Genomic DNA, 24,499 nt, shown 5'->3' with positions numbered 1-24,499 from the left:
CATCTTCTAGGTTAGTAACACCATATAAATCATAATCTTTTCTATTGTTGATGCATTCAATCAAAAGATCTAGTTTATCTTCGGGTAAACTAAAAACAAAATCCTTAAAAGGATTTTCAAAATTAGACATAAAAAACATCCTCAACATGTCTAAGCAGCCATTCGGTGAGGATGTCGCCAAACAAAGTTCCAAATGACTGCTTAGACATTAACTTTCTTTGGCTTTTTAATTATAACAGATTCATAAAACGGATACACTACTTTCATTTTGTCAACCACACGATTGTAGATTAATAGAAAAGAATTTAATGTTTTTACTTGTTTCAAGAATTCTTTTAAGGTCATTTTCACAATATACTCATTTTTATGAGTGTGTATAATGAGTTCATGTGAGTAACATTCTACATAAATAATATCGTTCGCATGTAAAGTTATTGATGTTTCACCGGTTTTATTTTCTATTTGATGTAATTTGAATATGATTTTTATATTTTCTCGTTGTTTATTTTCATAAACAATACAAAACATTTGAAAATCTTCATCAAAATTACTTTTTCTAATAAAACAAATTGGACTAATCTTTTGTGTTTCAAAAATCAAGTTATCTTGGTGTGAAAGAAAGACAAGTGTCATATGTGGATAGTAGTCTTTTATACTATTGGCATATTCAATACCACTTTCATTCCCTAATAACACATCTATGAAAAACAAATCATAATCTTTTTGTAATTCATCAACGTGTGGTGGTTTTTGAAAAATATCTAATTCTACATCTCCATAATAATCTTTCAATTTCATTTGTAACATATCAATACAAGATTGGTCATCATCAATTATTAAACATTTCATATTACTCTCACTCCTACTATCTTAATGATGCTGGTTTTTCTGGTTCATAACAGTTTTGTCTTGATGGTGACATAGCACATACAAAAGCCACTAAAGTTAGAACCTTAACCATAGAATTTAAAATTCTGTATTTCATAATATTCACCCCTTTATCTTATTATTTATATCATCATAATAAAACTTTACGTATTAAAAAATACCATTTAACCAAAAGGACTATTTTATATACTGGGTGGTTTATTGAATTCGGATATGCGTATTGTAACATTGCTGAACGAACTTGAAAATACGCTTTTTCGTAATTTTTGACATAAATAGCCAAGCGGTCATCACAATACGAGTAGGCGTATTGCAAAATGATAATATCTAATTGTGGTGGTGATGCAATGATTGTAAAAATTGACGAAATCGGTAAAATGATGGCAAAACGTATGAAAGAAATGTCTTTAAATGCGAAGATTGTTTCCGAAAGAACTGGCATTGCTCAATCCACATTGAGCGAATTTTTTAGAGGTATTTCTTTTAAAAAGTGCTTCACTACTTTAGAAAAAGTCGCTGATGTCTTAAATATTCCATCACTTACAATTATTTTTAAAAGCCACTTAAGTGATGAAGAATATAAAAAATTATATGGTCAACCAGACAATATTGATTTAAATACATTACTACCAGAATATCGTAAACAAGTTTTAAAACTTGTTGAAAAAAGTAATAGACAAAAAAGAGAAATATTAATTAAAGAACAAACTATGAAAAAGAAGAATTCTAAATAATGACTTCTTTTTTTATTATAAAAAGAGATTTACAACAGTAAATCTCCCTTTTATGATTTATCTTCTACGACGGCGACGTCTTCTTCTCTTAATAATAAATTGTCTAACAATAAGTAAAACAACAATACAAATAAATACAGTGATTACACAAGGAATTAATATATTTTTAATTTTTCTAAACATAATCACTGATTCACTTTCTGCAACATTATTTACTGTAGAAAGCGTATAACTACCTAATTTGTTTTCTTTATAATAAACATCTAATTTCCCAGCATTTTGATCTTTTTTTACTGGTGCTGTAAATGTTTTAACTTTTTGTTTGTATTCTATGTCTTTTTCATTGTAATCATTAGGTAATACGATATTAATATCTTGATCAATTTTGATTGCTACCTTATTTTTTTCCCCATCACTTACAGATGATTTTGTAACTTCGTTTCCACTTTGCAATAAATTTACTTCTTTATAATGCGAACCTACATAATTTCCTAAAGTAATTGTATCGTTAACTGTGCAATGATTATAACCATCTTTATTTTTAGAATATCCCACAACACAAATATAATGATGATTATTAACGTTAATCATACTTGATAAAGTGTGTTGTGCATCGCTTGTATAACCACTTTTACATCCTTCTATCATTGAAACATTCATATGATCTCTTTTACATGTATATAATACTTTTTTAACCCATTGATGTAATCCATTACTTGCGTTGTATTGATATCTTGTAAAGATTTCTACAAATTTTTCATTTTGTAAAGCATATTGTGTAATTTTTGCCATATCATAAGCTGTTGTATAATGATTAGGATCATGAATTCCAGTTGTATTTACAAAATGAGAATCTTTTAATCCTAATTTTTTAACTAGGTCATTCATTTTATCAACAAATTTTTCTTGAGAACCGCATGTATTATTAGCAAGAGCACGACACGCATCAGCTCCTGAAGGAAGCATTGCCCCCATAAAAACATCACGATATGTCACCACTTCGCCAGGAGTAAAGTTTGCAGCTGACGCGCCTGTTTCCCATACAGTTTCAACATCACTATCAGTAATAGTCACTTGTTTATCTAAATCATCCACCATTTCTAAAGCGACAATACATGTTAAAATTTTTGTAATACTCGCTGGATACATTTTTTCTTTTGCTTTTTTATTGTAAAGTATCTGACCATTATCTTGATCAATAACAATCCCATACTCCCCTGAAATATCAACCGAAGCTGAATTATCAACTGCATAAATTGGTGTCATTGTTGCTATAAAAGTAAATAGCGATAATCCTAACGTAATTAATTTTTTAATCATTTTTCCTCTCCCTTATGTAAAAAAGATAACTTTGTTTCTGATACAAATACCGACAAAAAGATAATAATAAATCCTAACACTATTTGCAATGTCAATGTTTCCTTTTTTAATAAAATTGAAAAGAAAACACCGAAAACAGACTCTAAAGACAATAATAAAGCTGCAATGTTTTCATTGACCCAACTTTGACCCACATTTTGAAATAGATAACAAAGTGTTGTCGCAAAAAATGCAAGATAAAGAATGTGCATATAAATACTTGAATTAATTTGAGTAATCAACGAAAGATCTTCAAATAATAATGAAGCACCCAATGAAAAAACAGCTGCAAATGCAAATTGTAAAATAGTAATAATAATTGGTGAAGTATTTTTCATTGCTTTTTCACAAACGATAATATGTACAGCATATAAAAAACCGCCCATTAAAGTATATACGTCACCTAAATTCATATTTAATGAACTATCTAGTGAAACAAAACCAACCCCTATAAAACATAATAAAGCCGCATAAATTTGCGATTTTTCTGGTTTTTTTCTAAATAATAACCAACTTAATAATGGAACAATTGTACAATAAACAGCTGTTAAAAAAGCATTTTTACCAGGCGTTGTTAAACGAAGACCAAAGGTTTGAATTGAAAAAGCGCTAAACAAAGCCAAACCTGCACAAAAACCACCTAATAAATCTTCTTTTTTAATTATTTTTATTTTTTTTAAAAATAAACACGACATAAATAGCGTACTTAATGTAAAACGTATAAATAATAAAACAAATGGTGTAATAAAATCAACCGCACTTTTCATAACAACAAACGAACTACCCCATATAAGCGCTGCCGTTAATAAAAATAGTTTCCCTAATGTTTCTTTTTTCATATTTTCCTCCATTTTTGCGTTTGAGCTACGCTCAACGTAGACACAAACACGTAATATCAATTTATTCACCATTTTTACTTCATGTAGTATCCTTATGGTATACGACAAAGCACGATGGGGTGAGTAAGTAATCTACTATATAGAGAATATCCTAAATTTTTATAAGTACCCGTCAACTTTTCAAGCACAAAAAATTTATATATGACTCTTCTAAGAATAAAGAAGATATTTTTAAATCCATTCAAGATAACAAACTTGAACTTGATCAACATATTGAATCCTGTAAAACTGAAATTATTAAAATACATCTCCATAGTTTAATCAATTCGTTGCTAAAGCAATAATTGCAATTTCAAGAATGATACTTGCTTCTATCTATCACACGATACTGACAGGAAAAACATTCAATCTATCCGCTTATGAATCCTTTAAAAATCCAAAACCAATAAAATAAAAACAATTAACAATTGAAAAACAACATAATTTCTTAAAAATGTTGGTTATGAAGTGACACTAAGCACTTTGGAAAATATTGATTTTACTTATACACTTCTCCCTACAATCTTGTAAATAATAACACAGTTATCGCTATTTTTCACTAATTATTCAAAATAACTTATAAAAACAAAAAAGAAAATTTATTCTTCATATCTTATTTTCTCTTTGAATCAAAAAAAAGAAACCATGATAGGCTTCTTCTATTTATATTATTATTTTTTTAATTTTGTAAAAATGAATAAAAGTAAGGTTCCTACAACTGTTGATAAACCAATTGTCACTAAATAGTAAAGTGGATTATTCACCATCCAAATAAGGAAGAGACCACCATGAGGTGAAGCAATTGAACATTCAAAATACATTGATAAAGCACCTGCAAGACCAGCTGCTAAACAACAAGCTGGTAAAATAACTTTTGATTCCTTTTGAATAAATGGAATAGCTCCTTCTGAAATAAATGAAATTCCATTAATATAATTCATTAAAGCTTCTTTTCTTGAAACAAATCTTTTTTTAGAAATTGTTGCTGATAATGCAATCACAAATGGTGGAATCATTCCTCCTGCCATAATAGCTGCCATTGGATAATAATCACAACTTACAACCATACCAATGCCAAATACATAAGCTGTTTTATTAATAGGTCCACCATTATCAATCGCCATCATCATTCCTAAAACAAAACCAAATAAGATTTTTGTAATCATTTGTGATTCAATCAAAGAAACATATTGAATAATATAGCTATGTCCTATATAAAGATAACTATTAATATAAACCATAATCAAAGCAACAAGTGCTGTTGATAAAATTGGATGGAAAAGAGAAGCTTCAATTCCTTTTAAATATTTTGGTAAATAAGACATCAATTTACTTAAAATTAAAGAAATATATCCAGCAAGGAATCCAGCAATAATACCTGCAAGTAAGGATACTGTATTCGTTGAAATAGCTGAGACAGAAATTCCTTGACAAACAATTAAACCACCTATGAATCCTGAAACCATTCCTGGACGATCAGCAATACTATCAGCAATATAAGCAGAAACAACAGGAACGATCATAATAGTTGCAAGCTGTTGAACATAACTTGTAAGAGTTAAGATTTGATATGTTAAAACATAATCTTGTAGTAAATAAAGAATTCCATAAAGAACTCCACTTGCTACAGCAAAAGGTAAAGCATGAGAAATTCCATTCATTAAATGTTTATAGAAAGTACGTACAATTCCTTGTTTTGTCTTTCCTTCTTGATAATGATAAATTTCAGCTTCTCCTTTACTTGCTTTTTCAACAAGTTCTTCTGCTTTAGAGATTCCATCACGAACAGGAACTTGAATTAATTTTTTTCCTTCAAAACGTTGCATTTCTACTTTCTTATCTGCCGCAACAATAATACATTTACAATGATCAATATCATCTTGAGTTAATTCATTTTTAACCCCTTCTTGCCCATTTGTTTCAACTTTAATTGAAATATGTAATTTTTCTCCGGCTTGCTGCAAAGCTTTTGCTGCCATAAATGTATGGGCAATTCCTGTTGGACAGGCAGTTACTGCCAAAACATCTGGATGAATAACATCCTTCACTTCTTCTTTTTTATTTTCTTTTTCATCAATAAGTTTTAAAAATTCTTCTTTAGAAGATGCATTAATTAAAGAATTTCTAAAATCTTCTTCCATTAATAATGTTGATAATTGTGCTAATGCTTGTAAATGCGCACCCCCTGAATCTTTAGGAGCACCTATCATAAAGAATAGATACGTTGGTTTTCCATCTAATGATTGAAAATCAAGTCCTTCTTTAATAACCATTGCTGCTAGCCCTGCAGTTTGAACTCCTTCACTTTGTCCATGAGGAATAGCAACACCATCACCAATTCCTGTGGTACTTTGTGCTTCCCTTTTTAAAACACTTTCTTTGTAAACTTCTTTATTATTTAACTTTCCACTTTGATCTAATAAATCAACCATATGATCAATAGCCTCTTCTTTACTAGATACTTGTGGATTTAAATCAATTGATTTTAAATCGAGTAATTCTGTAATCTTCATTTTTATCACCTTTCTTTTTCTTGAACATCATAAAGCAAAAAAGTTGTTCAATCAAGAACAACTAGTCATATCGACATAATTTATAAATATCTTTAATACAAGTACCTACATCCTCAGGTTTATGGGCATCACTCGCGGTAATAATATCTACATGATGCTCTTTAAAAATATCTAAAAGTTCTTTAGATAAGCCCTTATCTGGATGATGATAACGATAATAACATCCTGTATTGCATTCCCCTTTGACATGGTGTTCTACCAGTAATTGTGCAAGTTCATGATATGTTGGTTTTAAATCATAACTTGGGTAATAGCCAAACATTTTTATTGTATCCGGGTGTGCTAATTGCGTAAATAAATTACTTTTTACAAGATCAAAAATAAGTTCATAATAGCGACGATAAATATCATCAACATTATACTTATCCCATAGTATTTCTTTAGACCAAGGCATATCGTATAAAAGACCATCAATAGAATGAATAGCCCCTACTAAAAAATCAAATTGATAAGGCTCTAAAATTCTTTCGATTTCATCTTTGTACTCAGGAACATAACAAACTTCTAAACCAAACAATACTTCAATAGGAGTCTTTTCTGATTTTACTTCATTAATTAAACGTACATAACTTGAAAGAGAATCTTTAAATTTCATTTTCTTATTTGCAAGCCATTCTTTTTGATAATCACTAGCATCTTTAACACCTTGATAGATCACTTCAAATTCTTTAAAGCGATGTGTATGATCAAGAATTTGAATACGATCAAATCCTTGTTTATAAGCTTCATTAATAAATTGCATTACATATTCTTTGGTAAGGGGACCATTTTCTAAATGCATATGTCCATCTACTAACATATTTCATCCTCCAATCGTTGTATACAATTATAAACTCTTTCAAAAAAATTACAACGAATATCATAAATCATCTATCACAAAAAAAAGAAGTAACAAAAGTTATCTTTTATTACTTCAAAATAATTTATTTTCGCCAAGATGATGGTGCAAATACCAATAACATTGGGAAGATTTCCAATCGACCAGCTAACATATCAAAAGATAAAACAAGTTTTGAAACATCTGATAATGATGAGAAATTTCCAACCGGTCCCACAACATTCATTCCTGGACCAACGTTATTTAAACATGTTGCTACAGCTGAAAAAGCACTTGCAAAATCAATCTTATAACAAGATAAAATAAGCAATGACACCACAAAGATAATTAAGTAAATTACTAAGTATCCTTGAATAGAACTAATCACGTTGCCATCAATTGGTTGATTTTCAAACTCTACAGTTTGTACACTATGAGGATGAAGGGCTTTTCTTAGTTCTTTACGAGCACTTTTAAAATACATCACAATTCTTGAAATCTTGATTCCTCCACCGGTAGAACCTGAACTTGCCCCAACGAATGTTAAAACAAGGATAATCATTTGTGATAAAAGTGGCCACTTACCATAATCAACAACGACAAATCCTGTTGTGGTAATGGTTGAAGCAACTGTAAAACCAGCATAACGTAAAGCTTCTAAAACATTTTTATATGTTGGTAAAACATTGCATGTAATCACAATAATACATAATGCAATGATTCCTAAATAGTAATGAAGTTCTTCACTTCGTAAAGCATCTTTAACTTTTCCTATTAAAATAAAATAGAATAAGTTGAAGTTGATTCCAAAAAGAATCATAAAAATAGTAATGACAACATCAAAGTATGCACTATGATAAGCAGCAATACTCGCATTTTTTATTGCAAAACCACCGGTACCAGCGGTTCCAAAGGCGTTGAGGATACTATCAAATAAAGGCATTCCTCCAAATAGTAACAAGACTATTTCAATTACTGTTAAGGCTGCATAAATAACATAAAGAATACGGGCTGTCGCACGTACTTTAGAAACAAGTTTTCCAACAACGGGGCCAGGAACTTCTGCTTTTAAAATATGCATCGATCTTCCTGAAGCAATGGGAATAAAGGCAATGACGAATACTAAAATTCCCATTCCACCAATCCAGTGTGTAAAGCTTCGCCAGAAAAGTCCTGTATGACTCATTCCCTCAATATTTGTAAGAATGGATGAACCCGTTGTCGTAAATCCTGAAACCATTTCAAAGAAAGCATCCACATAACGAGGAATTTCTCCTGATAAAACATAAGGTATTGCTGAAAAAGCAGAAACAAGGATCCAACTTAAAGCAACGATGACAAATCCCTCACGAGCATAAATATTTTTCTTTTTTGGTGTTTTTCGTGAAATCAAGAATCCTAAGAGAAGTAAAATGGCACCAACAATACCAAAATAAAGTCCTTGGCTTTCATGATAAATAAACGAAATCATGACAGGAATGAAAAGGAGAAATCCTGTCATCGATAGAAGTTTTCCTATCGCAAATACAATCATTCTTCTATTCATAATTAACCTCTTAATATATCATTGAGTGATTTCATAATTTCTCCACGAGAAACAATAATGACATAATCATTTAATTCCATTGTAGTATTTCCTTTTGGGACAATGACTTCATTTTCACGAATAATTGCAGCTACTAAAACATGTTCCTTGATTTTCATTTCATTAAGTGTTTTATGTAAATACTTAAATTGTTCAGTTACTTTAAATTCAATGGCTTCAACCTCACCATCAACAATTTTATAAAGTGTTTTAACTGATGAATCATTATCCTTATTCATTTTAGCACGCACATAACGAATAATTTGACTAGCAACTATTTTCTTTGGTGCCACGATACTGTCTACTTTTAAGACATCGGAAAGACCTGCATAATTCATTCGTGTTACCTTCGCAATGATCTTTTTATGATAAAGGCTTTTTGCGGATAAAGATAAAACAATATTTTCTTCATCTAAACCTGTAAGTGCTAAAACAGCATCTGTATTTTCAATACCTTCTTCATTTAATAATTCATCATCACTACCATCTCCATGGATAATTGTGACATAAGGCAATTTTTCTGCCAGAACCTGACAACGATTTTTATCCTTTTCAATAATTTTAACTTTAATTCCTTGTGTTGATAATTGTTTCGATAAATAGTAAGCAATCTTACCACCACCAACAATAATGACATTTTTAATACGTGTAGTAATAACGCCAATATCTAAGCAAAAGCGAGAAAGATCTCGATGTGTTCCTGTAATATATAAATGATCACCTGGTTTGATTACATAATTTCCATCAGGAATGATCACATCTTCATTATGACTGACCGCACAGACAAGAATATTTGTCTTTGTAATTTTATGAAGTTGACTTAATTCAACCCCATTTAAACGACTATGATCTTCTACAAAGAATTCCGCAAGTTCTACTTTTCCTCTAGAAAAAGTATCAACTTTTACAGCTGAAGGGAAAGATAATACACGACGTATTTCACTTGCTGCTTCCAATTCTGGATTGACAATCATTGAAAAACCTAATTGATTTCTCATAAAATCACGTTGTGATGAGTAATCTGGATTTCTCACACGGGCAATTGTATGTTTTGTTCCCATCTTTTTAGCCATTAATCCCGCTAAAATATTTAATTCATCAGAAGTAGTTACACAAATGATAAGATTGGCATCTTGAGCCCCTGCTTCCATTAATATATCATATGAACCACCATTACCTACAACACCTATAACATCAAATTGATTGACGACTTCTTCTACTTTTGTCGCATTTTGATCAACCACAATAATATCATGATCTTCATTGGACATATGTTTAATAAGTGTTTTTCCGACTTTACCAGCTCCCAAAACAATGATTTTCATAATAAAATGAAACCTCCCTTAATATAAATAAATATTTTAACCCTTTTACTTTAATTACTCAACCTATTTTACCTTAAGAACATGAAATATCAATGAAAAAATTATTTTTGTACACTATAATTAAAAAATTCCACTTTATCGTGGAATTTTCAACTATTTTTCAACTGCATTATTAACAATTAAACGACTTGCTTGCATACGAGAAAGATCTCTTTTGAATCCTTCTAAATCAATTTTTTCTAATACTTGTTCCTTAGTCATTTGATTCGCTTGTCCAACCATATTTAATTGTTCATCTAAAACTTCTTCAGTTACAACGATCTTTTCAACCGCAATAATTTCATCAATTAAAGCTTCTAATTTAGCTTGTTGAGTAGCTGATGGTTTCATTTGTTCTCTTAATTTTTCTTCATCCATACCTGTCATTTGTAAGTATTGATCTAATTGAATACCTTGAGCCATCATTTGATTAGCCATATAAGACATTTGTCTATCTAAAGCTTCATCAATAGCATCATCATCTAATTCAACTTCACTATCTGCCATGAAAGCATCAAAAATTGTATTTTCTTTTTGAGTTTCATATTGTTGATCATGTTGTTGTTGTAAACCTTCATTAATATAAGCTTTTAAATCTTCCACTGTTTTGATTTCAGGTACACCTAATCCTTCAACGAAAGCATCATTTAATTCAGCATCTTTTTTCACTGATAATTTTTTAACAGTTACTTTGAAAACAACATCTTGTCCAGCTAATTCTGCTGCTTGATAGTTTTCTGGGAAAGTTAAATTTAAATCTCTTGTTTCATTAACTTTCATGCCAATCATTTGATCTTCAAATCCTGGAATGAATGATCCTGAACCGATTTCTAAATCGTAATCATTTCCTGTTCCACCTTCAAAAGCCACATCATCTTTTAACCCAACAAAATCAATTGTAGCGATATCTCCGTTTTCTACAGTATCACCATCTTTTTCTTCTGTTTGGCTTGATTGAGCTAAAATCATTTGAATTTGTTGTTCAACTTCTTCATCAGATACAGGTACTTTTTCTACTTTGAATTCAATTCCTTTATAGTTACCTAATTTAATTACTTTACTCATTTATTTATTTCCTTTCATTATATGCTTGTTTATTCTATCATAAAGAAAACTTCTTGTCTTTATTTAATCTTAATATCCTTGATATTCTTTAAAGTAATCGTTGAATAACCTGACATATCTGTTTCTGTCATAATATTTTCATGATTTAAATAATCTTCTACATTTAATTCCACAATACGATCATCATCTAAAACAAGTTTACAACGTGACATACGATCTAAAGATAAAGGTACATTAACAATTTCATCATCTTCTTCAATACCTAAATCTCTCATAATCGTTTCCACTTCTTCCTTTGCATTATAATCATCACCCATGACTTTTTTCGCAATTTCCATTGGTTTTAAAGGAAGATGCTCCATCACTAAATCAATCATTTCCTTTTTAACCACAGCTGTTGGATCTCCCTCAAAGACGTTATATTCACTATCGACTTTTTTAACGACTTTATTCACAATACTCATTTTTTGTTTATCAGTTAATTTAGGTTCCCCTTTAATATATTGTTCATTAAGATAATATCCTGGTTTTCCATCAATTTGAAATCTTTTTTCAATTAAAGAAATCGTGCTTTTATCAACATTAATAATAATTGCTTCTTCTACTGCCGAAGTTTTAGGTGGTAAGCTTTGTCTATTGACAAATTTAATAGCACGTTTCCCTTCAACTTCTTCTACAATAGAAATAGGTGTCACTTTATAATTTAATTTCATGATAAGAATCATCTTTTCCCCATCAACTTTGCATTCAACAAACATTAAATTACTATTAGGCATTTCTTCAACATATTTACTGACAGCAAATAAATCTTGAGCAATCTTTTTTGATTCAGCTATAAATTGTTCATCATCAATAATCATATTTTTAGCTGCTTGAAGTAAATGATGTTCACTTCCAACCACAAGTTCTTTGATTGTTGTATTGGTTAAACATTTTTCTATTTTTTTATCATAATATTCTGTTGTTCCTTCGATAAGATCAATAAATTGATCTGAATAAAGGATTTGACTATGTTCCATATCTAACATATGGATCAGTATTTTATCTATAATTGTTGTATTCATTTTAATCACCTTTTGTAGTATATCATATTTTTGTATTTTAAGATATAATGGATATGGTGAAGTCTATGAAAATAATAATTGCGGATGCAAAAAGTTTAAAAGAAAAACATTTTCCTATTGAAAAACAAACGCCTTTGTTTTTCAATAAAGCAGAGTATTTAAGAAAACAATTAAAAGAATTAAACATTGATCAAATTCATGATCTTATGAAGATATCTTTTAAGCAATCTTCTTTGATTTATGATTATTTCCATAATGAAGAAAACTTTGCAGCATTGAACTTATTTGATGGGGTTGTTTTTAAACAACTTGATTTGAAAAACTATCAAAAAGAACAATGGGATTATTTACAAAAGCATCTATTAATTAATTCACCACTTTATGGTATTTTGCGTTATAATGATGCTGTAAGTTACCATCGTTTAGAAATAAAACATAAGTTAAATGATTTAAACTTATATACTTATTGGCAAAATGAAATCAATACATACTTAAAAGATGAAGATGTTATTCTTTCTTTAAGTACAAAAGAATATGAAAAAATGATATCACATAAGATGATTCAACTTGATTTTGTCATAAGAAGTGGGCATACTTTTAAACGAAATGCCGTGTATTTAAAAAAGGCAAGAGGTAGGATGTTGAATTATTTAATTAAAAATTGTATTGAAGATATTGAAAAAATAAAAGAAATTGTGATCGATGATTATCATTTTAGTGAAGATGATTCAAATGGTGATCATTGGGTTTTTATAAAAGATGAAAAAATGAAATACATCAAGAAATAGGAGGTTTTATCATGTATAAAGTTGGTGTTTTAGGAGCAGGTACATGGGGAATGGCTGTAGCAAGAGTATTATGCAATCGTCATCATTCAGTGATGGTTTGGTCAGCCCTACCTCAGGAAATTGAATATATCCAAAAAAACAGAACGCATCCAAAATTACCTGAATTACAAATTCCTGATGATATGGAATTTACAACAGATATTAAGGAAGTATGTAATAGTGAATATCTTGTTGTTGCTGTTCCATCTATTTTTATGAGAAGTACAATGGAAACAGCAAAGGATTATATTAAAGATCAAATCTTGATTGATCTTGCTAAAGGGGTCGAAAGTGATAGTCTTTATACCATGTCTGAAATCATCAGAGATGTTTTAGGAAGTCAAGCAAAGATTGTCGCACTATCAGGACCAACACATGCTGAAGAAGTTGTCAATGACATGCCATCAACCATTGTTTCAGCTTGTGGTGATTTAGAAGTTGCCGAAAAAGTACAAAATTTATTCCAAGATACATGTATGCGTGTCTATACAAACGTGGATGTCCGTGGGGTTGAATTATGTGGTGCTTTAAAAAATATCATTGCCTTAGCAGCAGGAATTTCTCATGGCTTAAATTATGGCGATAATACCCGTGCAGCCATTATTACCCGTGGTCTTTCTGAAATGACACGTTTAGGAACAACAATGGGATGTCTTGAACAAACATTCCATGGTCTTGCTGGAATTGGTGATTTGATTGTTACCGCGACAAGTGTGCATAGTCGTAACTTTAAATGCGGAACATTAATTGGTCAAGGTTATAATGTCGATGAAGCCACAAAAGAAGTAGGAATGGTGGTTGAAGGTTTAAATGCTTTACCAGCTGCCATGCAACTTTCTAAAAGATATGATGTAGAAATGCCTATTACTGCAACAGTAGATGCTATTGTTAAAGGTAAAGTCAGTCCAAATGAAGCAGTTAAAGCATTAATGAATCGTGATCGTAAAACAGAGCTTACAAAATCTGTCGCAGATATTAATTTTGAAAATAGTATTATTAAAAGTAAAAGAGGGTTAGGTATGAAAAGAGTTATTACTTATGGTACATTTGATTTATTACATTATGGACATATTAATTTATTAAAACGTGCAAAAGCTTTAGGAGATTATCTAATTGTTGCCGTTTCTACAGATGAATTTACACGTTTGAAAAAAGATAAGAAATGTTACTTCTCTTATGAACAAAGAAAAGGTTTATTAGAATCTGTTCGTTTTGTCGATCTTGTTATTCCTGAAGAAAACTGGGATCAAAAAATTAATGATATTAAAGAATATCATATTGATACTTTTGTTATCGGGGATGATTGGAAAGGTAAATTTGATTATTTAAAAGATGAAGGTGTTGAAGTGATCTACTTACCAAGAACTCCTGAAATCTCAACAACACAAATTAAAGAAGATTTAAATCATCCAGAAGAAAAATAAGATAGATTGGTTGATTTCATAGGACTTATAATGAATAATAAAATATTCATTATAAGTCTTTTTTTGTAGATGTATTTTTCTACTAAAAATTATTTAAAATAAAAAAGACAAAACATAAAAATATATCTGTCCTTAACTTAATAGTATTGAGTTATCGACCACTTTTTTTATTTATTCTTTAAAATTGGTCGATAACTACCTATTTTCATAAAAAAGAGATGTACTTTTGTACACCTCAATTCTTTATCCTCTTAAGACTGCCCCAAAATCTTTTTCTACTGCTTTTAAGATTTTTTCCATAGCTGCATTAATTTCTTTTTCTTCTAATGTTTTCTTTTCATCTTGGAAAGTTAAATTAATAGCAACTGATTTTTTACCAGCTTCAACATGTTCACCTACATAAACATCAAAGATGTTGGCAAATTTTACAAGTTTATTACTTGATTTAATGATTTTTTGACATACATCATTTGCTGGAACAGATTCATCCATCACTAAAGCAATATCTCTTGAAACTGATGGATATTGTGGAATTGGTTGATATTTTACTTTACCTGTTTTGATATTTAATAAAGCAGATAAGTTTAATTCAACGACATAAACATCTTTAACATCATATTTCTTTTCCATTAATGGATGAACTTGTCCAACAACACCAACGACTTCATTTTGTACTTTAATATAAGCACTACGTCCTGGGTGGAAAGATTCATTATCGCTTTCAACGCGTTCTAAACGATAGCGTGATTCATTGATTCCTAATCTTTCAAAGATTGTTTCCACAAATCCTTTTGCTAAATAGTAATCTGCTTTGTATGAAATTTGTTTAAATGATAAACCATGGTATTCGCCAGTACATGCAATGGCAAGATTTTGTAATTCAACACCTTTAGAATATGTTGTTGATAATTCATATAAATGAACATCTTTCATATTTCTTGATTGGTTATAATTAATTACTTGTAATAATGAACCAATGATTGATTGTCTTGTGACTGATCTTTCTTCACCTAATGGCATCGCTAGTTTAACTGGTTCTTGGTCATGGAAAATATTGAAATCATGAACAAGTGATGGTGATGTTAATGAATATGTGAGTGTTTCATGTAATCCTAGGTCTTTTAATAAGACTTTCATCATATGTTTCTTTTCTTGGATTTCTGTTCTTTTTCCAATTGTCATAGACATTTCTGGTAAAGTTGATGGAATGTTATCAAAACCATACATACGCACAACTTCTTCTATTAAATCAGCTGCCATAGTAATATCATTACGATAAGTTGGAATTTTTACATTAAATGTATCTTCTTTTAATTCATATTTGAATTTTAATGAATTAAAGATTTCTGCGATTTCATTTGTTTGAATGTTTGTTCCAAGTAATCCATTAACTTGTTGAGTTGAAACTGAAACATATTTATCTTCAATATAAAGAGTTGTTGAAACAGTTTCATAGATTTCTTTAGCGTCAGCTAGTTCTTCTAATAAATTCGCACATCTTTCTAAAATATTTAAAGAATTAGCGGTATTTAAAGCCCCTTTAATATAATGTTGAGAAGCATCTGTTAATAAATTTAAACGTCTTGCAGTTTCTCTTAAACTTGGTCCATCAAAAGTAGCCACTTCGATGACAATATTTTGCGTATTTTCATCAATTTTAGTACTATCAGCACCCATGACACCTGCGACACAACCCACACCATTGTCTGTTGAAACGATGATATCATTAGGTTCTAATTTATATTCTTCACCATCTAATAAGATTGCTTTTTCTTCAAATCCTGTTTTTACCACAAATTCTTTTTTAGTTAATTTGTCATAGTCATACATATGGATTGGTTGGCCTGTTTCTAACATCACATAGTTAGAAATGTCAACAATGTTATTAATTGGTTTAATTCCTGAAGCAAGTAAAGCTGTTTTTAACCAAGCAGGTGATTCTTTTGTAGTGACACCTTTTACAAGTTTAGCCCCAAAGAATGGACATAATTCAGTTTCTACTTTGACTTCAATATTGCTTCCAGGTGTTCCTTTTTCTTTAATTTCAGGTAAGTTAACATCTCTTTTTAAAACAGCAGCAACTTCATAAGCAAGTGAAGTTAAAGCCATACAATCCGATCTATTTGGTGTTAAACCAATATCTAAAATTGTATCTTTCAAACCTAAATATTCTAAAGGATCTTCTCCTACAGGTGCATTTTCATCTAAAACATGAATTCCATCTTTATCTTCAGGAGATAATAAACGTTGATCTAAACCAAGTTCTGCCATCGAACAAATCATCCCGTTAGATTCTTGTCCACGAATTGTACTTTGTTTAATAACAAAACCTTCTCCTAAATCACATCCAGGATTAGCTACAATAACTTTTTGTCCAGCAGCGACATTTGGTGCTCCACAAACAATTTGAGTCACTTCTCCCGGTCTTACTTCTACTTGACAGACATGTAAATGATCACTATCAGGATGATCGATACATTCTTTGACATAACCAATTGTCATATTGTTTCCATTGGCTAAGGAATGCATTCCTTCTACTTCTAAACCAATTGAAGTAATTTTATCAGCAAGTTCTTTTGGATCTTGATCATCTATTTTAACGTATTTATTTAATAAATTTAAACTGACTTCCATTTTCTTACTCCTCTCTTTGGAATTGGTTTAAGAATCTTAAATCATCATTATAGAAATCACGAATATTATCAATACCGTATTTCAACATAGCTACACGTTCGATTCCAATTCCAAATGCAAAACCTTGATATTCTTTACTATCAAAACCACACATATCTAAAACTTTAGGGTTAACCATACCAGCACCTAAGATTTCAATCCATCCAGTTCCTTTACACATAGCACATCCTTTACCACCACAATGGTGACAAGAGATATCTACTTCTACTGATGGTTCAGTAAATGGGAAATAAGATGGACGTAATCTAATTTCACGTTTTTCCCCAAAGAATTTTCTTGCGAAAACTTCTAATGTTCCTTTTAAATCAGCAAGAGTAATGTTTTTATCAATAACAAGCCCTTCACATTGCATGAATTGATGTGAATGTGTGGCATCATCATCATCTCTACGATATGTTTTACCAGGACAAATAACTTTAATAGGTCCTTTCCCTTTGGCAGCAAGTAAGGTATGTGCTTGTACTGGAGAAGTATGTGTTCTCATTAAAGTATTTTCATCAATATAGAAAGTATCTTGCATATCTCTGGCAGGATGTCCTTTTGGTAAGTTCATTAATTCAAAGTTGAAGTAATCACTTTCTACTTCTGGACCTTCCGCAATTTGATATCCCATTCCTAAGAAGAGTTCTTCTAATTGAGAAACAATAATTGATAAAGGATGCATTGTTCCTTGATCTAATTTATAACTAGGTAATGATAAATCAATCGTTTCACTATTGATTTTATCAATAATTGCTTGATGTTCTAAAACTTCTTTTTTATCTTCAACAGCTTTTGATAATTCTTGTTTTACTTTATTACTTGTTTGACCAAATGTTTTTCTTTGATCTGGATCCATATTTTTCATTGATTTCATAGCTTCTTGAATAGGACCCTTTTTCCCTAAATAAAGCACACGAATATCATTTAATTCTTTTAAAGATGTACAAGCTTCAATCTTTTCTAAAGCTTCATCTTTAATTTGTAATAATTCATTTTCCACTTTATTTCCTCCTTAAACATAAAAAAACTCATTCCAATAGGAACGAGTTGATCGCGGTACCATCCTAATTCATGTTTAAAACATGCTCTTAATTAAACATTAACGCAGTCTCACGTCACTGATTAGGTGCTCTCCATGGTGAATTCAATAAATTATCTGTAGGAGTTTCCAGCACTTCTCCCTCTCTAAAACAGCATCCTCTATTTACTAATCCATATCAACGATTTATATACCCCACTATTATATCAAATTTTCTTTACAAAACAAGCTCTTTCATAACAACTTTTCATGATAAAGTGCTTTTAAAATACCCTCTTGATCAAAATTATCCGTAATATAAGTTGCCTTTTCTTTTAAAACATCGACAGCATTGCCCATAGCAATACCATGACCTACTTCTCTAAACATTGCTTGATCATTATAACCATCACCAAAAGCATAAGCATTATCTTTATCAAGATGGAAATAATCTAATAAATAAGCAATCGCACTCCCTTTATCAAATTCAATCGTTGAACAATCACAAGAACCCATTCCACCATGATCATTAATAATTAAATCTTCTTTAAAGAGTTCAACCATTGTTTGATAATGTTCTTGATTTTGATAAAACATATCAAATGTATAAAACTCCCCTTCTAAAGAATCAACGAGACGTTCAATCCCATATTCCTTTTCTAAATTAACTTCTTGTTTTTTATCCAAATGATATTTTAAAGCTTGATCATCGCTAACAAACATAGCTCCTAATTTTCCTTGATCTAATTTATGTACATAATAATCTAATTGTTTCTTCGTAAAAGCTCTACTATAAAGCTTCTTTCCTTCATAAAGAATATAACGTCCATTACAACTAATAATCCCACTTACAAGATTACCGAATAAACGACTTGCATAAAAAGGTGCTCTTCCTGTACAAATAAAAGTCTTATACCCTTTTTCTTTCAATAAATGAAGTACTTTTAAATTTGACTCTGTAATAACCCCATGCTTGCCAAGTGTTCCATCAATATCAAAAAATAATATTTTATCCATACCTATTCTCCTTGAAAATGATACATCATAATACTTCCTGCCACAGCTACATTTAAAGATTCAATGGTTGTAATAGGGATATAGGCAATTTGATCACAAATATCGATAATTTCTTTTTCCATCCCATTTCCTTCATTTCCTAAAACATAAGCCATCTTTTCTTGTTTTTGAATTTCATAAATAGGTCTTCCATTTTCTAGAGCACTGCCTACAACACAGACACCTTTTTCTTTTAAAGTAGGAATAATTTCTTTTAAATCTCCATAAAGACAAGAAAGATGAAAGTGTGCTCCTTGCATTGATCGAAGTAATTTATCATTATAAAGATCAACACATTCATTAGATAAAATCACTTGATCTATTCCAAAAGCTAAAGCGGTACGAATAAGCGTTCCAATGTTTCCAGGATCTTGTAAATAATCTAAAATCAAATATCTTTTTCCTTCTTTTAATATTTTATTCTTTTGAATAAAACATCTTGCCATGATGGGTTGAGGTGTTTTCGTAAAAGCAAGCTTTTCCATAATTTCTTTAGATACTACTAAATTTTCCACACCTAAATCAACCGGTTCAGTAGAAATAACCAAATCTGTTTGTTTGGCCTTTATAGCTTCTTCTACTAAATGCTTTGTTTCTACTAAATAATAATCTTTACGATATTTCTTTTGTTTTAATTTTAATAATTCTTTAATCGTTTTATTTTGCATTGATGTAATCATATACCCACATCCTTTAATAATCTTTCTCTTTCTTTATAATCTGGCATTCTTTTTTCTATTTCATGATAGAATGCTTTGGAATGATTTGCTTCAATAAAATGACAAAGTTCATGAACAATGACATAATCAATTAAAGCATAATCAATATGTGCCAATACTAAATTAAAGCACACTCTATTTTTTTGATAAAAACAAGCACCCCATCTTCTTTTCATCTTCTTAATTTGAATTTCTGGTAAAGCATGATGAAAGCTCATACTTAAATAAAAATCTATTTTTTCTTTTAAATAATGCATCAATTCTTGTTTTAAAAACATTTCAATCGTTGTTTGGATATTTTTTGAATAAACATAGATTTGATGATCGTGGAGAGCACATTTTTTAATATTCATATCTTTTAAGATAATTTCATATTTTTGATTAAATAAATAAACATATCCCCCATTTTGATAGTTATATTTAGGAATATATCCTTTGATTTGTTCAAGAATTTCTTCTTGATGATTTCTAATCAGTTTTTCTATTTCATTTTGAGGAAACATGGGTGAACAACGAATCACCACTTCTCCCTTTTCTACTCTTAAATAACAATTCTTAATTCTTTTATAATGAATTTTATAAATAATTTCTTGTTCATTTAAAATAATTGTTTTGGTTTCTACCATGTATATTTTTCTCCTTTTTGGTCCACTCTTTTTTAGGGAGTGATAAAATGGATATTCGACAAGCAATATTTCAAAGACTACATGCTTGTTCAAGTAGTGAACTTAAAGAAATTATCGAAAGTGGTATTGCTTCTAAAGAAGAAACCGTCTTACCAGGACTTGGTGTTCTTTTTGAAACCTACTATAATTCTTTAAGTTCAAAAGACGAATTACTTGATAGCCTTAGTCATTTATTAAAGTAGACTCTTAGAGTCTCTTTTTATATATTTGTTTAAGTGAACGTAAAACCATAAAACCAAACATCAAGTAAGCATCTAAATGAAATAATGTCGGTAAATCAACCACTTGTATCAAAATAAGTATAATAAGCATGACAACATACATCATCCATGAAATTGAATAATTATGTTCATGATACATAAATTTGAGAGTATGATGATGACTTTCATCATACCCATCACTTAGTATTTTAAAAAGTTCAAAGAGTAAGTAATTGAAAATCCAAACTAAACAAAAATACATAAATGTAAAAATATTATTAGAAAATAAATAAGGAATTGCTTCTATAAATTTAATTTGATAATACTTTGATAAATCAAAGCCAAAACTACAAAGGGTAATCAAAAAAGTCATAATCCCGTTTCGTGCCAAATAAAGAACAATAAAATCTTTTTTTAATTTTAAGTATCTTTCATTATTCATTAAAACCACCATTTTCCTTTGTAAAGTTTAATTTAAAAACATAACTTTTTTTACTATGATCTTTTGATAAAATAATAACTACACTTAGTTTTTTCTTTTTTAAAGAACCTTGATCTAAATCATGATTATAAACTTGATAGATTTTTTTATTCACAATTTCCTTTGTTTTTCCATTGATTTTCTTAAAAACAACATAATTCTTATCATTCTTATCATTTAATTTATTACTTTTTAAATAACGATATTCTAAAGAAATATTTGGATATTTCTTTAATAAAGAATGATCTGTAGAAGTAAGATATCCCAGTCTCATGAAATCATCACTCACACAGGCATTTTCCACTTTAAATGTTTTTGAAGAACACGTAAGTTTTTCTACTTGTTTTAATTTTAAAGCATGTTTATAGACTGTCTTTTGTTTTTCATCTTTAATGATTAATTGAACATGATTGATTTCATTTAAATTACTTAAATCTTTTTTGTTTTCTAAAGCATAACTTCCTCCATTTAGATATTGTAAAGGATAATGAATTTGATATTTTTTATTCATTTGAATAATAACATCAATATTTTGTCCATCTACTAAAGAATCAATCTTTCCTAAAACAAGATTTCCATCTCCACAATGGTAATTTGATTGATCTTTATAAAGTTCATAATCTTGTAAAGAAAAGCTTTGATGATTCAATGTTAGAAAATAATCATAATACGTCTTTGTACTATAAGTATGAAATGAAAAATTATCATACATTGTTAGTAAGGAAACAAAGACAATGATTAAACAAAGACATGTTATTATTAAATTTGATTTATGTTTTTGATCCATATTTCTCACCACATTCATTATACACAATAGTTTTGTTTTTACCAAATATGACATAATATGATATGATTTAAAAAAGGAGACATCATTATGGGAAAAGAAATATTATTAACGCAAATAGAACAAGCCAATACTTTAGATACACTTTATCCTTTATGGAATGAATTGAAGACATATCTTGAAAATCAACCAAGTCTTTTAGAATTAGGAAATCTCTTTGGTTATCAATGGCATTTATCTGATAAACTTAACCTATTAAGTCTTTCTTTTCTTCAAGAAAAGAAATATAAAGAAAGCATTGCCTTTCATCAAGAATTGATCACTTATTTTAAAGATGATAAATATCTTTGTCCTTTTTATAAAAACTTAGCCTTATCTTATTTTTATCAAGAGAGTGATATTTCTTATTTTCAAGAATTATTAAATCGTTATCCTTACGATTATGATTTACTAGATGCTTATTTTACTTGTCTTTTTAAACAAAATAAATATGAAGAACTTAAAGTTGAAATTCAAAAACAATTACCACTATCAATTGAATATAATATTGAAACAAAAAATATTATTCGTCATGTTGTAGAACTTTTTAAAGACATGAATGAAGAAGAACTTGCATTACGCTATGGACAAATTGAAAGAAAACAAAATGATTTTGGTAAGAAAAAACCAACAAAAGTGATTAAAGTAGGGCGTAATGATCCTTGTCCTTGTGGAAGTGGTAAAAAATATAAAAAATGTTGTGGTAAATAATGAAGAAATTCTTTCTTATTTTCATCCCTGTTATTTTAATCATTACTTATATTTTTTATCAAAATAATCTTCTACCCCACCCAAAATATACAAATGAAGATTTTAATATTCAAACTTATAAAAGCGTAAATGATCAAGACCATGATGGTCTTGATGATCAAAGTGATATTCTAAAAAATGTTAGAGAGTACATTCAAACAAAGCCACAATACAAAAGCAAATATTATCAAGGTGGCTATCCAGATGACAATTATGGAGTATGCAGTGATGTTGTCGCTTTTGGTTTATTAAACTCTGGATATAATTTACAAGAACTTGTAGATCAAGACATTCAAGAAAACCCTGAAAATTATCAAGTAGTACAGCGTGATAAAAACATTGATTTTCGTCGTGTTAAAAATCTAAATGTTTATTTTAAAAGACATGCTTTATCTTTGACCCTTGATATTTATGATTTAGATAAATGGCAAGGTGGCGATATTGTGGTCTTTAAAAAACATATCGGAATTATTTCTAACTATCGAAATAAAAAGGGAATCACTTTTGTGATTCACCATGCCTATCCTCATCAACTTTATTATGAGGAAGATATTTTAGAAAAAAGAAATGATCTCATTGGACATTATCGCATTTCTTAGTACCACCCTTGGTGGTACTTTTATATTTCTTTACCAACAGCATCTGCGATTGGTTTTAATTCTTTCATTAATTGTTCAAATTTTGCTGGTTTTAATGATTGTGGTCCATCACATAAAGCTTTTTCTGGATTATTATGCACTTCGATCATTAATCCATCACAGCCTGCAGCTACTGCTGCTTTTGCCATTGGATTCACTAACCACCATTTTCCTCCAGCATGACTTGGATCAATAATGATTGGTAAATGTGTTAATTCTTTGATGACTGGGACTGCTTGTAAATCTAATGTATTTCTTGTGTAAGATTCAAATGTTCTCACTCCTCTTTCACATAAGATAACATTTGGATTTCCACTTGCCATGATATATTCTGCCGACATGATCCATTCTTGGAAAGTGGCACTTAATCCTCTTTTTAACAAGATTGGTTTCTTTGTAGCTTTTCCGACTTTCTTTAATAAATCGAAGTTTTGCATATTTCTCGCTCCAATTTGAATCAAGTCTACTTTTTCAATAAATTCATCTAAGTATTCTGCATCCATTAATTCTGAGACGATTGGAAGTCCTGTTGCTTCTTTAGCCGCTACTAAGATATCTAACCCTGCTGATCCCATTCCTTGGAAAGCATATGGTGATGTTCTTGGTTTAAAAGCGCCTCCTCTTAAAAGATTCGCTCCGGCAGCTTTGGCTGCTTTAGCAATTTCAATGACTTGTTCCTTGCTTTCAACAGAACATGGTCCAGCAATGACAGCTAAGTGTCCTCCCCCAATTTTGACACCACCAACATCAATAACTGAATCTTCTGGATGGAAAGCTCTATTTGCAAGTTTGTATGGTTCTGAAACATGCATGACTTTTTCTACAGCTGGATCAACTTCAATGGATTCTGGATCTACTTTTGTGGTATCGCCAA

At 29.8% G+C, this 24,499-nt stretch carries 23 protein-coding genes, 1 pseudogene and 1 other annotated feature; of the genes and pseudogenes, 7 read left to right on the top strand and 17 right to left on the bottom strand.

Going from position 1 to position 24,499, the window contains the following annotated elements:
• Positions 1–201 precede the first annotated feature (201 nt).
• Complete coding sequence (locus C7U55_RS12130; protein WP_106988784.1) at positions 202–849, bottom strand: LytR/AlgR family response regulator transcription factor; 648 nt, start codon at positions 847–849, stop codon at positions 202–204.
• Positions 850–1,235: 386 nt separating this feature from the next.
• Between C7U55_RS12130 and C7U55_RS12125 the strand changes: the two genes are divergently transcribed.
• Positions 1,236–1,622: a helix-turn-helix domain-containing protein gene (locus C7U55_RS12125; RefSeq protein ID WP_048923553.1), complete on the top strand. Its 387-nt coding sequence runs from the start codon at positions 1,236–1,238 to the stop codon at positions 1,620–1,622.
• Between the two features lie 57 nt (positions 1,623–1,679).
• On the opposite strand, the gene C7U55_RS12120 is transcribed toward C7U55_RS12125, so the two are convergent.
• The 8 genes from C7U55_RS12120 to C7U55_RS12085 form a co-directional block, all read right to left on the bottom strand.
• Positions 1,680–2,942, bottom strand: coding sequence for a D-alanyl-D-alanine carboxypeptidase family protein (locus C7U55_RS12120; RefSeq protein ID WP_106988783.1), 1,263 nt, complete (start codon positions 2,940–2,942; stop codon positions 1,680–1,682).
• Positions 2,939–3,820 carry a DMT family transporter gene (locus tag C7U55_RS12115; protein ID WP_106988782.1) on the bottom strand — a complete coding sequence of 294 codons (882 nt, stop codon included), beginning with the start codon at positions 3,818–3,820 and terminating at the stop codon, positions 2,939–2,941. The genes C7U55_RS12120 and C7U55_RS12115 overlap by 4 nt, the downstream gene beginning before the upstream one ends.
• 710 nt (positions 3,821–4,530) lie before the next feature.
• Positions 4,531–6,372: a PTS fructose transporter subunit IIABC gene (locus tag C7U55_RS12110; RefSeq protein ID WP_106988781.1), complete on the bottom strand. Its 1,842-nt coding sequence runs from the start codon at positions 6,370–6,372 to the stop codon at positions 4,531–4,533.
• 61 nt (positions 6,373–6,433) lie between these two features.
• The gene (locus tag C7U55_RS12105) at positions 6,434–7,231 is read right to left on the bottom strand and encodes a histidinol-phosphatase HisJ family protein (RefSeq protein ID WP_227213465.1); all 798 of its coding nucleotides are present in this window, start codon (positions 7,229–7,231) and stop codon (positions 6,434–6,436) included.
• Between the two features lie 124 nt (positions 7,232–7,355).
• Positions 7,356–8,795 (bottom strand): TrkH family potassium uptake protein, encoded by a 1,440-nt coding sequence (locus C7U55_RS12100; protein WP_106988780.1) that lies wholly within the window; start codon positions 8,793–8,795, stop codon positions 7,356–7,358.
• A gap of 2 nt (positions 8,796–8,797) precedes the next feature.
• Positions 8,798–10,159, bottom strand: coding sequence for a Trk system potassium transporter TrkA (gene trkA / locus C7U55_RS12095; RefSeq protein ID WP_106988779.1), 1,362 nt, complete (start codon positions 10,157–10,159; stop codon positions 8,798–8,800).
• A 153-nt stretch (positions 10,160–10,312) separates the two neighbouring features.
• Positions 10,313–11,263, bottom strand: a complete 951-nt coding sequence (gene tig / locus C7U55_RS12090) for a trigger factor (RefSeq protein ID WP_106988778.1) — start codon at positions 11,261–11,263, stop codon at positions 10,313–10,315.
• 59 nt (positions 11,264–11,322) lie between these two features.
• Positions 11,323–12,327, bottom strand: a complete 1,005-nt coding sequence (locus C7U55_RS12085) for a nucleoid-associated protein (RefSeq protein WP_106988777.1) — start codon at positions 12,325–12,327, stop codon at positions 11,323–11,325.
• 65 nt (positions 12,328–12,392) lie between these two features.
• On the opposite strand from C7U55_RS12085, the gene C7U55_RS12080 reads away from it, so the two are divergent.
• The 3 genes and pseudogenes from C7U55_RS12080 to tagD all read left to right on the top strand — a co-directional run bounded on the left by C7U55_RS12080 (position 12,393) and on the right by tagD (position 14,578).
• Entirely contained in the window at positions 12,393–13,115 is a 723-nt protein-coding gene (locus C7U55_RS12080) for a YaaA family protein (RefSeq protein WP_162297454.1), read from the top strand.
• 11 nt (positions 13,116–13,126) lie between these two features.
• Positions 13,127–14,098, top strand: a pseudogene (locus C7U55_RS14045) (NAD(P)H-dependent glycerol-3-phosphate dehydrogenase); the annotation flags it as partial.
• A gap of 75 nt (positions 14,099–14,173) precedes the next feature.
• Positions 14,174–14,578 (top strand): glycerol-3-phosphate cytidylyltransferase, encoded by a 405-nt coding sequence (tagD, locus tag C7U55_RS14040; RefSeq protein WP_227213482.1) that lies wholly within the window; start codon positions 14,174–14,176, stop codon positions 14,576–14,578.
• 243 nt (positions 14,579–14,821) lie between these two features.
• On the opposite strand, the gene pheT is transcribed toward tagD, so the two are convergent.
• The 5 genes from pheT to C7U55_RS12050 form a co-directional block, all read right to left on the bottom strand.
• A complete protein-coding gene (pheT, locus tag C7U55_RS12070; protein ID WP_106988774.1) occupies positions 14,822–17,212 on the bottom strand; it encodes a phenylalanine--tRNA ligase subunit beta in 2,391 nt (796 codons plus the stop codon).
• Positions 17,213–17,216: 4 nt separating this feature from the next.
• Positions 17,217–18,254 (bottom strand): phenylalanine--tRNA ligase subunit alpha, encoded by a 1,038-nt coding sequence (pheS, locus tag C7U55_RS12065; RefSeq protein ID WP_048923562.1) that lies wholly within the window; start codon positions 18,252–18,254, stop codon positions 17,217–17,219.
• A gap of 35 nt (positions 18,255–18,289) precedes the next feature.
• Positions 18,290–18,484 (bottom strand) — a binding site (T-box leader).
• 43 nt (positions 18,485–18,527) lie between these two features.
• Positions 18,528–19,289: an HAD family hydrolase gene (locus tag C7U55_RS12060; RefSeq protein WP_106988773.1), complete on the bottom strand. Its 762-nt coding sequence runs from the start codon at positions 19,287–19,289 to the stop codon at positions 18,528–18,530.
• 2 nt (positions 19,290–19,291) lie between these two features.
• On the bottom strand, positions 19,292–20,008 hold the full coding sequence (locus C7U55_RS12055) for a TrmH family RNA methyltransferase (RefSeq protein ID WP_106988772.1): 717 nt from the start codon (positions 20,006–20,008) through the stop codon (positions 19,292–19,294).
• On the bottom strand, positions 20,005–20,673 hold the full coding sequence (locus C7U55_RS12050) for a M48 family metallopeptidase (protein WP_106988771.1): 669 nt from the start codon (positions 20,671–20,673) through the stop codon (positions 20,005–20,007). The genes C7U55_RS12055 and C7U55_RS12050 overlap by 4 nt, the downstream gene beginning before the upstream one ends.
• A 47-nt stretch (positions 20,674–20,720) precedes the next feature.
• On the opposite strand from C7U55_RS12050, the gene sspI reads away from it, so the two are divergent.
• Positions 20,721–20,915 carry a small acid-soluble spore protein SspI gene (gene sspI, locus C7U55_RS12045; protein WP_022001886.1) on the top strand — a complete coding sequence of 65 codons (195 nt, stop codon included), beginning with the start codon at positions 20,721–20,723 and terminating at the stop codon, positions 20,913–20,915.
• Between the two features lie 4 nt (positions 20,916–20,919).
• Here the strand turns inward: sspI and C7U55_RS12040 are convergent, their stop codons facing one another.
• Together C7U55_RS12040 and C7U55_RS12035 are read right to left on the bottom strand one after the other, a co-directional pair.
• Positions 20,920–21,375 (bottom strand): hypothetical protein, encoded by a 456-nt coding sequence (locus C7U55_RS12040; RefSeq protein WP_106988770.1) that lies wholly within the window; start codon positions 21,373–21,375, stop codon positions 20,920–20,922.
• Entirely contained in the window at positions 21,368–22,201 is an 834-nt protein-coding gene (locus C7U55_RS12035) for a hypothetical protein (RefSeq protein WP_106988769.1), read from the bottom strand. The genes C7U55_RS12040 and C7U55_RS12035 overlap by 8 nt, the downstream gene beginning before the upstream one ends.
• A gap of 87 nt (positions 22,202–22,288) precedes the next feature.
• Here C7U55_RS12035 and C7U55_RS14150 point away from each other — a divergent pair, with 87 nt between their 5' ends.
• Entirely contained in the window at positions 22,289–22,948 is a 660-nt protein-coding gene (locus tag C7U55_RS14150; RefSeq protein WP_204638432.1) for an SEC-C metal-binding domain-containing protein, read from the top strand.
• The gene (locus C7U55_RS12025) at positions 22,948–23,586 is read left to right on the top strand and encodes a DUF1287 domain-containing protein (protein WP_106988768.1); all 639 of its coding nucleotides are present in this window, start codon (positions 22,948–22,950) and stop codon (positions 23,584–23,586) included. The genes C7U55_RS14150 and C7U55_RS12025 overlap by 1 nt, the downstream gene beginning before the upstream one ends.
• Before the next feature lie 20 nt (positions 23,587–23,606).
• Here C7U55_RS12025 and aroF read toward each other — a convergent pair.
• Positions 23,607–24,499: 3-deoxy-7-phosphoheptulonate synthase (gene aroF, locus C7U55_RS12020; RefSeq protein WP_106988767.1), on the bottom strand; the 893-nt coding region annotated here is incomplete at its 5' end.

Origin of the sequence: Faecalibacillus faecis, from assembly GCF_003024675.1 — a bacterium.
Lineage (GTDB): Bacteria > Bacillota_I > Bacilli_A > Erysipelotrichales > Coprobacillaceae > Faecalibacillus > Faecalibacillus faecis.
The sequence above is the reverse complement of the archived record's forward strand: the minus strand, read 5'-3'. Positions and strand labels throughout refer to the sequence as shown.

Coding starts and splice junctions, on each gene's coding strand:
- C7U55_RS12130 (WP_106988784.1), bottom strand. CDS start 849: ATGAAATGTTTAATAATTGATGATGACCAATCTTGTATTGATATGTTA.
- C7U55_RS12125 (WP_048923553.1), top strand. CDS start 1,236: ATGATTGTAAAAATTGACGAAATCGGTAAAATGATGGCAAAACGTATG.
- C7U55_RS12120 (WP_106988783.1), bottom strand. CDS start 2,942: ATGATTAAAAAATTAATTACGTTAGGATTATCGCTATTTACTTTTATA.
- C7U55_RS12115 (WP_106988782.1), bottom strand. CDS start 3,820: ATGAAAAAAGAAACATTAGGGAAACTATTTTTATTAACGGCAGCGCTT.
- C7U55_RS12110 (WP_106988781.1), bottom strand. CDS start 6,372: ATGAAGATTACAGAATTACTCGATTTAAAATCAATTGATTTAAATCCA.
- C7U55_RS12105 (WP_227213465.1), bottom strand. CDS start 7,231: ATGTTAGTAGATGGACATATGCATTTAGAAAATGGTCCCCTTACCAAA.
- C7U55_RS12100 (WP_106988780.1), bottom strand. CDS start 8,795: ATGAATAGAAGAATGATTGTATTTGCGATAGGAAAACTTCTATCGATG.
- trkA (WP_106988779.1), bottom strand. CDS start 10,159: ATGAAAATCATTGTTTTGGGAGCTGGTAAAGTCGGAAAAACACTTATT.
- tig (WP_106988778.1), bottom strand. CDS start 11,263: ATGAGTAAAGTAATTAAATTAGGTAACTATAAAGGAATTGAATTCAAA.
- C7U55_RS12085 (WP_106988777.1), bottom strand. CDS start 12,327: ATGAATACAACAATTATAGATAAAATACTGATCCATATGTTAGATATG.
- C7U55_RS12080 (WP_162297454.1), top strand. CDS start 12,393: ATGAAAATAATAATTGCGGATGCAAAAAGTTTAAAAGAAAAACATTTT.
- tagD (WP_227213482.1), top strand. CDS start 14,174: ATGAAAAGAGTTATTACTTATGGTACATTTGATTTATTACATTATGGA.
- pheT (WP_106988774.1), bottom strand. CDS start 17,212: ATGGAAGTCAGTTTAAATTTATTAAATAAATACGTTAAAATAGATGAT.
- C7U55_RS12060 (WP_106988773.1), bottom strand. CDS start 19,289: ATGGATAAAATATTATTTTTTGATATTGATGGAACACTTGGCAAGCAT.
- C7U55_RS12055 (WP_106988772.1), bottom strand. CDS start 20,008: ATGATTACATCAATGCAAAATAAAACGATTAAAGAATTATTAAAATTA.
- C7U55_RS12050 (WP_106988771.1), bottom strand. CDS start 20,673: ATGGTAGAAACCAAAACAATTATTTTAAATGAACAAGAAATTATTTAT.
- sspI (WP_022001886.1), top strand. CDS start 20,721: ATGGATATTCGACAAGCAATATTTCAAAGACTACATGCTTGTTCAAGT.
- C7U55_RS12040 (WP_106988770.1), bottom strand. CDS start 21,375: ATGAATAATGAAAGATACTTAAAATTAAAAAAAGATTTTATTGTTCTT.
- C7U55_RS12035 (WP_106988769.1), bottom strand. CDS start 22,201: ATGGATCAAAAACATAAATCAAATTTAATAATAACATGTCTTTGTTTA.
- C7U55_RS14150 (WP_204638432.1), top strand. CDS start 22,289: ATGGGAAAAGAAATATTATTAACGCAAATAGAACAAGCCAATACTTTA.
- C7U55_RS12025 (WP_106988768.1), top strand. CDS start 22,948: ATGAAGAAATTCTTTCTTATTTTCATCCCTGTTATTTTAATCATTACT.